11 protein-coding genes are annotated in these 14,164 nt (G+C 29.0%); 1 reads left to right on the top strand and 10 read right to left on the bottom strand.

What is annotated here, in order from left to right:
- Window positions 1-59: 59 nt before the first annotated feature.
- From BM549_RS03290 to hemH, 10 genes are all read right to left on the bottom strand, one after another.
- On the bottom strand, window positions 60-1,133 hold the full coding sequence (locus tag BM549_RS03290; RefSeq protein WP_290468955.1) for a PA0069 family radical SAM protein: 1,074 nt from the start codon (window positions 1,131-1,133) through the stop codon (window positions 60-62).
- Window positions 1,134-1,237: 104 nt separating this feature from the next.
- Window positions 1,238-2,110, bottom strand: a complete 873-nt coding sequence (locus BM549_RS03285; protein WP_013869756.1) for a TraB/GumN family protein — start codon at window positions 2,108-2,110, stop codon at window positions 1,238-1,240.
- A 195-nt stretch (window positions 2,111-2,305) separates the two neighbouring features.
- A complete protein-coding gene (locus BM549_RS03280) occupies window positions 2,306-2,695 on the bottom strand; it encodes a hypothetical protein (protein ID WP_290468954.1) in 390 nt (129 codons plus the stop codon).
- Between the two features lie 215 nt (window positions 2,696-2,910).
- A complete protein-coding gene (locus BM549_RS03275) occupies window positions 2,911-4,617 on the bottom strand; it encodes a helix-turn-helix domain-containing protein (protein ID WP_290468953.1) in 1,707 nt (568 codons plus the stop codon).
- Window positions 4,618-4,695: 78 nt separating this feature from the next.
- A complete protein-coding gene (locus BM549_RS03270) occupies window positions 4,696-5,478 on the bottom strand; it encodes an enoyl-CoA hydratase-related protein (RefSeq protein WP_290468952.1) in 783 nt (260 codons plus the stop codon).
- A gap of 54 nt (window positions 5,479-5,532) precedes the next feature.
- Window positions 5,533-6,984, bottom strand: a complete 1,452-nt coding sequence (locus BM549_RS03265) for a PAS domain-containing sensor histidine kinase (RefSeq protein WP_290468951.1) — start codon at window positions 6,982-6,984, stop codon at window positions 5,533-5,535.
- Window positions 6,984-7,364: a hypothetical protein gene (locus BM549_RS03260; RefSeq protein ID WP_290468950.1), complete on the bottom strand. Its 381-nt coding sequence runs from the start codon at window positions 7,362-7,364 to the stop codon at window positions 6,984-6,986. The genes BM549_RS03265 and BM549_RS03260 overlap by 1 nt, the downstream gene beginning before the upstream one ends.
- Before the next feature lie 57 nt (window positions 7,365-7,421).
- Window positions 7,422-7,970: a CopD family protein gene (locus tag BM549_RS03255; protein WP_290468949.1), complete on the bottom strand. Its 549-nt coding sequence runs from the start codon at window positions 7,968-7,970 to the stop codon at window positions 7,422-7,424.
- A 1-nt stretch (window position 7,971) separates the two neighbouring features.
- Window positions 7,972-9,327: an MATE family efflux transporter gene (locus BM549_RS03250; RefSeq protein ID WP_290468948.1), complete on the bottom strand. Its 1,356-nt coding sequence runs from the start codon at window positions 9,325-9,327 to the stop codon at window positions 7,972-7,974.
- A gap of 37 nt (window positions 9,328-9,364) precedes the next feature.
- Window positions 9,365-10,393, bottom strand: a complete 1,029-nt coding sequence (hemH, locus tag BM549_RS03245) for a ferrochelatase (RefSeq protein ID WP_290468947.1) — start codon at window positions 10,391-10,393, stop codon at window positions 9,365-9,367.
- Window positions 10,394-10,598: 205 nt separating this feature from the next.
- On the opposite strand from hemH, the gene BM549_RS03240 reads away from it, so the two are divergent.
- A complete protein-coding gene (locus BM549_RS03240) occupies window positions 10,599-14,069 on the top strand; it encodes a TraB/GumN family protein (protein WP_290468946.1) in 3,471 nt (1,156 codons plus the stop codon).
- Window positions 14,070-14,164 lie beyond the last annotated feature (95 nt).

Raw genomic sequence — 14,164 nt, 5'->3', positions numbered from 1 at the left:
ACACGAAGTTTAATTTAGTTAGTTAGTTAAAGTGAGCCTTGTGCTCACTTTTTTTATTTTTAAAACAATTTGAATTGACCATTTTTACATTGCTCATGAAGTGTATTATTTAGTACAGGCATTGTTTTGTTTTTAAAGTATTTTATTTTAGCAAGCCTTACCATATCGTTAATTTGCTTTGCAATATTACCTTCACCTCGCATACGGGTTCCAAACCTACTATCGTTTAAACTTCCTCCATGACAGTTTTCTATTTGGCGTAATACTTTACCTGCTCTATCTGGTAAGGTTTTATTTATCCAGTTTGTAAAAATTTCTCCTATAGAACCATTTAACCTTACAATAGTATGTGCTATACTTAACGCTCCTGCATTAGATACTGCTTTTGCCAATGGTAATATCTCATGACTGTTTATAGATGGAATTATTGGTGCTAACATAACATTTACAGGAATACCATTATCACTTAAAATCTTTACAGTTTCTATGCGTTTTTTTATAGTTGCTGTTCTTGGCTCTAAAATGCGCCTTGTTTTTTCTGATAACGATGTTATTGAAATATTTACACTAATTAAACCATATCTATTTAGGCTTTTTAAAATCTCAAGATCTCTAAGAATAAGTGCATTTTTAGTAATTATCGCGACAGGATGTTTGTATTTTAAAAAAAGCTCTAGACATTTTTTTGTGATTTCAAACTCTTTTTCTGCTGGTTGATAACAGTCTGTATTTCCAGATAACACGATGGTTTGCGCTTTCCACGTTTTCTTTTTTAATAGTGCTTCTAATAATTCTGGTGCATTTTTTTTTACTAAAATGCGCCGCTCGAAATCTAAACCTGCACTAAATCCCCAAAACTCATGACTATTTCTTGCATAACAGTAAATACAACCATGCTCGCAACCTTGATAAGCATTCATTGAGTATGACATACCTATATCTGGGCTTTTTACTTTATTAACTATTGTTTTTGGAAAGGTTTCAAGGTAAAGCGTTTTATTATCATCTGCTTTTTCGCCTTCTTTTTCACAAAACTCTAAAAAGTCGTTTCTAATTTCATGAGACAACTCAAAAAATTTATTGTGAGGATTGTGTTGCGCACCACGACCTTTTAATATTTCTTTTTTAAACATATTGTTTATTTTTTTGTAAAATTACAAAATATAATATGCCTTATCTAAAATAAAATTTAAAAAAAAGCCTCAAAAATTGAGGCTTTTAAAAATTGCAATTATTTTTAGTTTAATACCGGTGTTACTTTATAACCTGCTTTTTTAAGTAAATTAATAACACCTTGTTCGCCGCCTAAATGCGCTGCTCCTACACCATAAAAAACAGAATGCTCTCTAGAAAATTCTCCAATTTTAGGAATCCATTTAATATTTCTATCGTCTAAAAAGCGTTTCTTAGACTCAATGTCTCCATTCATAAACTCATCTGTATAATCGTAAATTCCGTCTACATCTTCTGCTAAATATAATTTTAGCATTTTATTATATATAGCATCCGTTTCTTCTGCCTCCGAAATCATTTTTATATAAGTGTCTATTTGTTCATCGTAAGGTTGAGAGTCAATTGCTGCTAATTGATCTTGATATGTCTCTAAACCATCCATATCTTTTTTTGCTGTTTTAGACATTTCTATAAAAGTCATCTCGTAACTAGCAAGTGGTTCGTCTTTAAATTTCGCCATCATTATTACAGACATTAATGTTATGGGTTTAAGTTTATTAAATGCAGTTAACCCAACTTTTACGTTTTCTTTTAAATAATCATCTAATAACTTATACTCGCTTGCATCCATATATGATGATAATTCTTCGTCTTTTTCTAACATAGAGAGTTTCATGGCATCTGCCATAAAACTTGGATCTGCCATATCAAGCTCTAAAGTAACTCTATCGCAAGAATCGAATGCTTTTTTTACTTTCTCACTAATTTTAAAACTACTTTTTGGGAGTATGTGTATTGTTCCAAAAAGGTATGATGTTTTAATATTATCACCTTCAATTTTCCAAAGGTTTGTTTTTTTATTGCTTTGTGCTGTAACACTAATTATTGCTGCTATTGTTAGCAATATGCTTAATGTGATTTTTTTTAAATTTTTCATAATTATAAGTTTTTAGAATATTAATTTTTAAATTAAAATGGTTGCTACTATTTCTATTAAGAATTTTGAAAGGGTTATCATGGTAAATTTTTTAGAAAAAAAGTTCTTGTATTAGGTATATTGATACTCCTGCAACCAAGCCTATACAAAATTTTATTAGCTTGATTTTATTTGAAGATTTTTTATAGTTAGGTATCATAAGCAGTTGTTTTTAATTGTAACTGTTTTGCGCTTATTATTGTTTACAAAGTTTAAAGTAATTAGATCTAGTAGCTCGATACCATTAATTTTTTCACGTAAAGTATTATCTATACATTTTACTTCCTGATTAAAATTATTAAAGTCACAATCTGTTAATTGGTAAGTAACGGTTTCTGCCGTAACTCCATTTTTTTTACTGTATTGTACACCTTTTAAATAAGACGTTTTAACAACCGCTTTACAGTTGCAATTATCTTTTAAAACTGTAAGAATTTCTTTTGTTATTGCCTCACTTTTTTTAACACTTTTATAAAAACCTTTAGCGACACCAACAGAAAATACTACAATAAGGATTGTAAAAAATATTGTTTTTGAATTTTTCATGTTACTGAGAATTAAATTGATTATTGTTTCTGAAATCAAATTACTCTCAATAAAAAGGGTTTTACAAGAAATGCATCCCTGATTTTAGGAAATTAGGGTGCAAGACAAATGTTTAAAGTGATGATTAGCAGGTGTTTACAATGGTTAAAAAGAAAATTTAAAGAGAAGAAATAACACATACCTAAATTTATAAATTTAGGGTTAAAAGCATCTTTTTAATCTATATTTTTTATATTCTTAATATAAAATGAAGGATTTAAACCAGTATCTTTTTTAAAGTATTTTGTAAAAGAATCTGCACTTTTATAACCTAACTCTTCGGCTATTGATTGTATGGAATACGACCTAAAAAATACATCGTTTTTTAAACGCACTATGGCATAATTTATTCTTAAGTCGTTTATATATGTATTAAAGTTTTTACCGTAGTGTGCGTTAATTACTTTAGACAAATAAGAGGTGTTGGTGTTAATTTTTTTTGCAACATTATACGAGCTGCATTCTTGTTTTAAAAAATACTGTTGCGCTTCCAGCTTTTTAAGACCTTTTAAAATATTTTGCTTAGTTTCCAACGGTAAATCTGGTGTGTTTTTTTCCTCTAAATCCTTATCTTTTGTATTTATAATTTCTTCTGGTTTTTGGGCCTTTTCAATTTTATTTAAAAGTGCTTCAAACTTAATTTCGTTTTCTTTTTTTGTTTTATAAAATTTAAATAAGAAAAATAAAAGTCCTAAAACTAAAACACAGGCGACTAATGCAATATATTTAAAAACACTTTTTTGGGTATTTATTGCATTAAGTTCTTTTTTAAAATCTTTTATTTCTTGGGTTTTAATTCTGGTTGCAATCGTGTCTTTTATTTTACCGAAATCTTCATTAGCCTTTATAAACTTTTCGAAATAAATGTTAGACATCTCTATGTTTCCTGCATGTTTATAGGCTTTTGCCATTAGTTTAATATAGTCTGAAGCAAAAGCTTCTTGCCCATCTAAACTAAAAGCTTCTAAGCCTTGATTTAATACTACAACTGCCTTTTCGTATTTTTTTTGTGCTAAATATATTTTAGCATATTCTGAAGCGATAATAAAGTCATATATTGATTTTGGTGTATAACAAATAGTTTTACATTCTTCCAAAAGTTTTGTTGCCTTATCATAAGACTTTTGCTGAATACTAATTTGTGCCTTTTGCAGTTTAAACCTTATTAAAACACAGCTATCTGCTTCTTTTAAACCAAAGTTTAATGCTTTATTATTGTAAACTTGAGCAGAGTCTGTTTTTTCTGCAAAAATATATGTTCGCGTTAATAGCTCTAAGGCGGCAAGTTTTAATCTTCGTTTAGAATTAACAGCTAATGTATCTTGTTCTTGAGTTGGTTTATCTAATAGATTTATAGCAAACTTTTGTTGTTTTGCAGAACTTTCAAGACTACCAGAAAAATAATTTAAATATCCTATTTGCCTTAAATTAAGATGCTCATACATTAAATTATTTTGTTCTTTAGCTATACTTAAAGACTTATAATACGTTTCTATTGCTTTACCAAATAAACCATTATAGAAAAAAGAATCTGCAAGTGAGAAGTAGGTTTTCATTAACGCCTCACTATCATTATTTGCATTTGCTAATTCTACTAATTCCTGTTCTTTTTCATTAAAAACACTATAATTTTTATTCCAGATATTTATATCAATAAATAAGGCTAAACCATTAAAATGCTCCTTTGCTTTATTTTCTTTTATTGCTTTATTTATATAATACTCACTAACTGCTATACTCGCGTTTTTATCTTTTACGTAAGCCGTATATACTAATGTTTTTAGTGCTTCGTAATTTTTACTTAGCAAGGTATCTTTAGTTTGAGATAGAGCTGTTTTGCTCACAAAAACCATAAATAACATAAAAAGTACACGTTTTTTCATTTTGCTAGTAGTAAAGTGTGAATATAAAAAAACCTCACAATAAAAGCTATTATGAGGTTTTTTAATGTGTATCAAATTTTACTTTCCTGGAAAATCTGCTTTTCTTTTTTCTAGAAAGGCTGTTGTGCCTTCTTTAAAATCTTCGGTTCCAAAACAGTTTCCAAATTCTTTAATTTCGGTTTCAAAACCATTTACTCCATCTTTATAATTAGCATTTACGGCTTTAATTGCCTTACTAATTGCTACTGATGAGTTTCTCATTATTTTACTTGCAATTTTTTCAGCTAATGGCAATAATTCTTCTTGAGAAACAACATGATTAACTAAACCATAATCTTTTGCTGTGTTTGCATCAATCATACCAGCAGTCATTACCATTTCCATTGCGCGACCTTTTCCAACTAATTGAGGTAAACGTTGCGTACCACCATAACCTGGTATTACACCTAAAGACACTTCTGGTAATCCCATTTTTGCATTATCACTTGCTAATCTAAAATGTGCTGACATTGCTAGCTCTAATCCTCCACCAAGTGCAAAACCGTTTACAGCTGCAATAACAGGTGTGCTTAAATTTTCGACAAAATCAAATAACATCTCTTGACCTTTTGCGGCTAATTTACCACCGTTTTCTACACTAAAATTAGCAAACTCACTAATATCTGCTCCTGCTACAAAAGCTTTTTCACCAGTACCTGTTACTATAATAACTTTAATGTTACTATCTTGATTTGCTTGCTTAAATGCGTTATGAAGCTCTTCTATTGTTGCTTTGTTTAAAGCATTTAATTTTGAAGGCCTATTAATTGTTATTGTTGCAACACCATTTTGGTTTGAAGAAAGAATGTTCTTGTAAGTCATTTAAAAATATTTTAGTTTGTAATTACTCAACTTGCAGTAATACTGTTTATTATTTTATTTTTTTGGGAAGGTTACTGTAAATGTAGTGCCTTCGTTCTTTTGTGTTACAAAGGTAATTGTTCCTTTGTAAGTTTCCACAATATTTTTTACCATGGCTAAACCTAATCCCATACCACTAGATTTTGTGGTAAATTTTGGTTCAAAGATTTTGAGTTTATTTTCTTCAGAAATACCAATTCCGTTGTCTGAAACCATAATTTTAACAACTTCTTCTTCATCTATAACGGTTACTATTATTTGCGGCGTTTTACCTTCTGGCATTGCCTGAATACTATTTTTAATTAAATTAGTAACAACTCTTATTAACTGTGTTCTATCTAAAGTTGCTATAATTTCATCTTTTTCAGACTGAAATGTTATGTAATCTTCGCTAAAAATATCTAAGGCGAGGTTTACAATTTTTACAACATTTAATGTTTCTTTTTTTTGTGCTGGCATTTTAGCAAAATTTGAAAAAGCCGAAGCTATAGAGCTCATGGTATCTATTTGCTGGATTAATGTGTTTGAATACTCTTCTACTTTTTGAAAAATATTCTCATCTTTAGGATCAAACTTTCTTTGAAAACTTTGCACACTTAATCGCATTGGAGTTAATGGGTTTTTAATTTCGTGTGCTACTTGTTTTGCCATTTCACGCCAAGCTTGCTCTCTTTCGCTTGTTGCTAGTTTTACTGCACTTTCTTCCAACTCGTCAATCATGTTATTATACGAGGTTACTAGTGCTGTTATCTCTTCACTATTATCTGTAACATCTATTTTAGAATTTCGCTTTTCTAATCTAGTCGCCTGCATTTTATCACTTATGGTTTTAAGTGATTTGGTAATATATTTAGATAAGAAAAACGCCAGAGCTACCGCTGCCAGCATAACTAATATTGATGTGTACGCTAAACGCCTTAAAAACTCGTTGAGCTCTTTTGAAAGAAAATCGTCGTTTTCTAGATACGGAAGATTTAATATTGCCAAAGGCTTAAATTTCGCATCTGTAATGTAGTTATAGGACGATCTATACGTTGCATCTTCATCGTCTCTTTTTATTACCACACGATGCTCTGCTGTATTTAGTAAATTATTTAATACCTCAGCATCTATACATTTGCTAGTAACTTCGGGTTTTAAATCGCTTTTAGATGAAATTAATAAAGAACCTTCTAAATCGTATAAGTTTATTTGAATATTATGAACCTCTGCTACTTCGTAAATTTTCGATTTAAAAATTAGAGGTACTTTTTCTGTTATTACTTCAAACGATGTTTGTTTAATTACATAATCAAGACTTGTAATTATTGCTTTTTCCTTTCTTATTAATCGTTCTCTATGGTAATCTTGGGTTTCTTCGTTATACTGGTAGATTACAACTACACCTATTAATATTGATGATAATAATACTAACAGAATCATCGCTATAAAAATTCTGGTTCGTAAAGACAGTTTTTTTAGTTTCATTATTTCTTGCTGTTTTTACGTTCTAGTTTTTTTGCTTTTCGAGCTACGGCTTTTAAATATTTATGGTGCGCTTTAATAGTTTGGTCTGTTAGCATACCTGTTACTTCTAATTTATACCCTAAACCCTTTAGTTTCTCTTGATACTTCGTTAGTTTTAATTGCCTTTTTACCAATTCTCTTTTACTTGGTAAAATAGAATCTTTATGTTTTGTTTTGTTTCGTTTTATAGAGTCGCAATTAACTTTTTTCCATACATAAGGTTTATTATAGTCAAACTTTCTGCTGTAGCATTCGCCTGCTTTTGGGTTTTTAGGCAAGTTGATAGTTTGAGCAAACAGTATGGTATTAAAAAAGAATGTAATTAAAAATAAAAATCGCATGTTAGAACTTTATGTTCTAAATATAGCAATAATCAAACCAAAAACAGTATCTAAAATTTATGCTTCTGGATTTTTGTTTCGTATGTGTTTATATAATTTAAAACCTAACATTAATAACACACCTAAAACAAGAATGCCAACCACACCAAACACCCAGTTAAACGCATTTTTTAGTATTACCAAAAATACTACTGCAAACAAAATAAAGGTTGCGCCTTCATTCCATAAGCGCATAAAGTTAGAAGACTTTTTTACTATATCTTGTTGTAATTGTTTATAAAAAACATGTGTTTTTATGTGATAAATAATTAATAAAACTACAAACGCTAATTTTACATGCATCCACGATTGCTCTAACCAACTTGGTATTAACAGTAATAACCAAATTGCAAAAAACACTGCTAAAATTGCAGATGGCCAAGTGATTATTGTCCATAACCGTTTTGCCATTAATTTTAATTGTTTGCCTAAAATTTCTTTTTCTGGTGAAGGTTTGTGAAATGCTTCAATTTGATACACAAATAGTCTTGGTATATAAAATAATCCTGCAAACCAGGTAATTACAAATATTAAGTGAAGTGATTTTATGTAATTATAATATTCCATACTAAATGATATTTTCGTGAACTAAATTAGTTTTTACTTCACGATTTAAAAAATACGCAGTAATAATTGTTGATAACACATCTGAAATTGGAAATGCTAACCACACACCTAATTCTCCATAAATTGGCATTAATATATAAAGTAAAGGAATATATATTAAACCTTGCCTAGTTAAAGTTAATAGTAATGCTGGTAAAGCTTTGCCTATAGCTTGAAAATATGCTGAACCTATTAATTGAATAGCTACTATTGGTGTTGCTGCAAATACCAAACGCATTGCCATTGGTGTTTGCGATATAACTTCTGGATTAAAAGTAAATAATTTAGCTATAGTTTCTGGAAAAGCCATTAATACTACAAATACCAAAAACCCTAAACCAACAGCATATTTCATAGCTGTTAATATACTTTCTTTTACACGATGGTATTGCTTTGAGCCATAATTATAACCTGCTATTGGTAAAAAACCTTGTGTAATACCAAATACTGGAAATAAAGCAAACATTAACATTCTACCAACTATTGCATAAACAGTAACAGAGGTTTCGCCTCCTAATGTAAATAATGCGTTATTAATTAAAAGAAAGCTTACACTCGCCATGGCTTGTCTTGCTAAAGTTACAGCGCCTAAACTTGATATTTCTTTTACAATAAAAAAATCTAAACCAAAATGAGATAGGTCTATTTTTAATTCTGAATGTTTTGAAAAGAAAAACCAAAGAATAAATAAAAAACATAGTAAATATGAACCTGTAGTTGCCCAAGCTGCTCCAGCCATACCCAAATCTAGTATGTAGATAAAAATATAGTCTAAAATTATATTTCCTACCGAAGGAAATAACATAGCATACATTGCAAACTTTGGTTTCCCAATGGCACGAATTACATTATTTCCCATCATACTTAAAGCTAAAAAAGGAACACCATAAAGTATAATATTGTAGTATATTTTAGCCGAATCGAAAATATTTCCTTTTCCTCCAAATAAAGGAATTAAATAATCTACAAAATAAAGTCCTGTTGCTACAAAACTTATAGTAAGTACTAAGGTTAAAGTAATTTGGTTTCCAAAAACCTTAAGTGCCTTTTCATGTTTATTAGCACCTAATGCTCTAGAAATTATTGATGAACCACCAACGCCAATAGACATACCTAAAGCTGCAATAAAAAAGGATACGGGAAGTACAACATTAATTGCCGCGATAGCAATAGAGCCAATCCATTGTCCTACAAAAATAGTATCAACAAGAATATTTAGAGACATTACTAAAATACCAATAGATGCTGGTACAGCTTGTTTTACAAGTAATTTACTAATAGACTCTTTGCCTAATGCTTCAGAATTTTTTTGTTGCATATTTTTTACGCAATATTTAAATTGCTTTTATAAAAATTTAAGCAACTACGTTTGCTTTAGACCATTCGTTAATCCATTTCCCTAATAAAGCAACCCAATTTTTATCTGTATTTAAACAAGGTATTGTTGTAAATTTCTCACCTCCAACTTCGTGAAAAATTTCTTCACCTTCCATAGCAATTTCTTCAAGAGTTTCTAAACAATCACTAACAAATGCAGGTGTTGCAATTGCCATAGTTTTAATTCCTTTTTTCCCTAAACGCTCTATAGTTCTATCTGTATATGGCTGTAACCATGGATCGAAACCTAATCGAGATTGAAACGATGTAGAAAAAGTACCTGGTTCTAAATTAAGTTTTTCTCCTACTAATCTTGTAACTTCTAAACATTGGTGCCTGTAACAAAACTCATGTGCTTTGCTTGGTGTTGCACAACAAGAACCATCTATTTTACAATGCGAATTTGTAATATCACTTTTTTTAATGTGACGCTCTGGCACACCATGATACGAGAATAATAAATGCTCAAAATCTTTACCTTCTAAAGATTGTTTTATAGAGTTTGATAATACATCAATATAATCTGGCTTATTATAAAAAGCAGGTAAAGAGTCCATTTTTAAATTAGGAAAATGTGCTTGTCTAATTTCTTCAGCTAAAACTAAAATAGTCTCTGTTGTAGCCATTGCAAACTGTGGGTACAATGGTATTAAAAAAACGTCATCACAGCCTTTATTTACCAACTCTTGCAAACCTTCTTTTATAGTCATGCTTCCGTAACGCATAGCTAAGGCTATTGGTAAATCTGTATGTTCTTGCACGCCATCTTTTAATCTTTCTGATAATACAATTAAAGGCGATCCTTCTTCCCACCAAATTTTTTTATATGCCGCTGCAGATGCTTTGGGTCTTGTATTTAAAATAATACCTTTTACAAGCAATGTTCTTGCCCATAACGGTACATCTATTACACGTTCGTCCATTAAAAATTCACCTAAATATTTTTTTACATCTTTAGGTTCTGGGCTATCTGGTGAGCCTAAGTTAACTAGTAATACGCCTTTCATATTATATTTTTGTAAAAAGAATAAACTCTTTTTTTTATTCTGCCAAAACAGAAATTTATTTAAAAATTTCTACAAAAATACAACACAAAATTGATATTCTACTGTAATTCTAAACGTTGCATATGTTATAAGCACGTTAAAGTTTATAAAATTTAAAAAAGTACAGACTAAATAAATATATTTATAATTATTTAATTGTTTTTTTATGCTAAAGTACCTTGTAATAATTGTTTCTTTTTGTTGTCTTTTTAGTTTCTCGCAAGAAAAAGAACAAAGTTTACTATGGGAGATTACTGGTAACGGACTAAATAAAGCTTCTTATATATACGGCACCATGCATGTAAGTAAAAAAGTAGCATTTAGACTCGACGATATTTTTTTTGATGCTTTAGAAAAAAGTGAAACTATTGCTTTAGAAAGCGACCCAAGTAACTGGTTAGAACACAACTACCAAAATACAATAATCTCTCCTCAAAATTTTTCTTATGCTTATAGAAAAGGATTTTATACCGCGTTATTTAACTTTGAAGCACCAGAAGAACTTTTAATTAGAAATGCCATAAAATCTGACAACCGAATGATTAATGGGTATTTATACCGAAAAAACCTAAATACCGATAATTTTGAAGAAGAAACCTACCTTGATATGTTTATTTATCAAGCTGGTAAGAAAAAAAACAAGCCAATTATAAGCTTAGAAGATTTAGATGAGGCTGAATATTTAACCTCTAAAGCTAGAAGTAACGCATATAAAAAAAAACCAGATCCTTGGTTAGCTCAAATTTACGAAAAAGAAAGCCCATATTTACTTCAAGAAAACACGTATCGTGAACGTAATTTAAAACTCTTAGATTCTATAGGAGAAGCATCTAACACTAGCTTTTTTAGAGAAAACATGCTTTTTATTCGTAATGAAAATATGGTAAAAGTACTGGACTCTGTAATGCAGTATCAGTCTGTTTTTTCTGGTGTTGGTGCAGCACATTTACCCGGTGAAAAAGGCATGTTAAATTTGCTTAGAAAAAAGGGATACAAAATAAAAGCACTAACTTCTAACCAAAGTAAAAAAGCACATTATGCAAAACAAAGTATTGAGAATTATATCGCTACGCCACAACTTAAAAAAGTAAGTACAGAAGATGGTTTTATATCTCTTAATAGTTTTACTAATTTAAAAACCTTTTTCTACAATAGAAATAAGTTTACTGTATCTCCAGATATGACAAATGGTGCTTATCTAACTATTAGCAGGTTTAATATTTTTAATTATTTCCCTCAAGATAAAAAAGATATTACTATAAATAGTATAGATAATTTTCTTTTTGAAGACATTCCAGGAGACATTATAGAAAAAGAAAAAATCGATAAACCTTTTCCTGGATTAAGCGTTTTAAACAAAACAAAAAAAGGCGACTACCAAAAGTATCATATTTACAAAACACCATTAGAAGTTATCATTATTAAGTTTGGCGGGCCAAAAAATTATGTTTTAAACTTTGAAAAAGAGATTTTTAATTCTATTCGTTTTAAAAAACCATCAAAAACAATAGAAACTTTTAATTCGCCATACAATAAATACGAAGTTAATTTTCCAGAATTTAGAATAACAGACAACCTAATTAATAGTGGCAACAAACTTATTCAAGGCACTACAGGAACAGACTTTTATTTTTTAAAAGAATCTGTAAATCAAGACATTAATTATATCGAAGAAGATGCTTTTGAAGCAAAATATAGTATTGAAAATTTATTTAAAGAACTTGAAATAGATGATACTATGGAAGGTTATTTTGAAAATGACCAATATAAAAGTTATGTTGCATCTGCAAGGAAAGAGGCATCATCTAAAACGAGAATTTATTTAAAAAGCATAGTAAAAGATGGCAGCTATTTTCTATTAGGTTATTCTGGTTTAAATAAAAACAAAGCAGAATCTTTTTTTAATTCTTTTAAACTTAAAGAAATAAACTATAAAGATTTTGAAACAACAGTAGATACCGCGTTACATTTTAAAGTAAAAACTAATGTAAAACCTATTGTAACCAATAGCAGAGCGTATTCTACAAAAAATAAAAAACCTTACGAATCACAAACCAAAACCACCGTATATTTTTCTAAAGCAAACGAACGCGTTTTTGTTAGCCGAACAAAATTTCACGATTTACAAATGTTTAAAAACATAGACAGTTTATGGCATGAAGTAGAACATTATAGAGAGAAAACTAGAGGTTATAACAAAACAAAACCATTTATAATTACCAACAGAAAAAAAGACTATAAAGATTCTGTTTACACCTATACTTTTAAGTATAAAGATTCTTTAAGTTCTAAAGCTATTTTAGTAAAAAACATTTTAAAAAAGGGAACATTATTTCAGCTTAAAACCTTAGTCGATACTATTGCTAAACCATCAACTTTTGTTACGCAATTTTACAATACATTTACTCCTTTAGATACCTTATTAGGCAAACCTGTATTAACAGATAAAACAGGTATTTTCTTTTCTGCTTTACAAGCTAATGATAGTATTGTAATGAGTAATCGAGATCTAATAAAATTTAACAATAGCCACGTTAACAAACTTATTAGTACCATTAAAAATTTCGATTTTCCTGAAAACAAAACATTTATAAAATTAGATTTAATTAGAGACTTAATAGCATTAGACAACCCTAAAACTATTCCGTTTTTAAAATCTTTATATAAAGAATCTTATTCAAATCCAGAAGTTCAAACAACAATTTTAAAAGGTCTACTAAATAAAAAAACAAAGCAAACGTATCAAGACTTTTTAGAGTTATTAAATATAGATTTACCTCTAGAAAAATATGCTATAAAATCTCTATTCCTTGACTATAGAGACTCACTAAAACTTAAAAAAACACTATTTCCAGAGCTATTAGAATATATAACTGTTCCTGAATATAAAGAACCTATTTACGCACTTTTAGCGAAGCTAAAAGATAGTGGTTTAATAAAGCCTAAACTTTATAAAAAATACAAGAAAATTATTATAAACGATGGAAAAACCGAAATAAAACGCAGTTTAAGTGAAACCTCTGGGTATGCTTCTAGAAAAAGTAAACTATACAACTATGTTAAACTCATATTCCCATTTAGAAAAGAAAAAACAGCACAAAACTTTTTTAATAAATTATTAAATAGTGATAATGCTAGAGCTTTAACTACTTACTATGTATTACTTGAAAAAACTAATGAGCCAATACCAAAAAGTTTGAAAAATAAAACGCTAAATAATTACAAAAATCAAGCACAGTTAATTACAAAATTGTATTACAATAATTTAAAAAAGCAGTATTCAAATAAAGTAATTTCACAGCAGCAATTTGCAAAATCATATTTATTCTCTGATGTAGAAATTGAAAAAGAAAGAGACTCTATCGCTTTTTTAGAAACCATTCCATTTGTAACCGATAATGGAAAAAAAGGAAAAATGTATTTTTATATTCTACATCGTAAAAATGATTATGGAGACTCAAAAAAATTATATTATGTCGCTTTTTTAAATCCAAAAAATGCAAACGATATACAAACTAAAGCGTATTACGAATCTGGTTATACCGGTAATTTTATAAGAGAGCAAGAAGATGAATTAATAAAAGAAGCTTTAGAATTAGCAAAACACAAAACTAGAAAACGAATAAATAGAAAATAACTGAAACCATTTAAAACATATTTAAAAGGCAAATCGGTTTTTGTTGTCTCGCTAATTGTAATACTTATTACAATTATTTCTGTTTATATTAATGG

The organism is Lacinutrix sp. MedPE-SW (assembly GCF_001874145.1).
GTDB lineage: Bacteria > Bacteroidota > Bacteroidia > Flavobacteriales > Flavobacteriaceae > Lacinutrix.
Note: the sequence above shows the minus strand (reverse complement) of the source record. Positions and strands in the feature narration are given on the sequence as shown.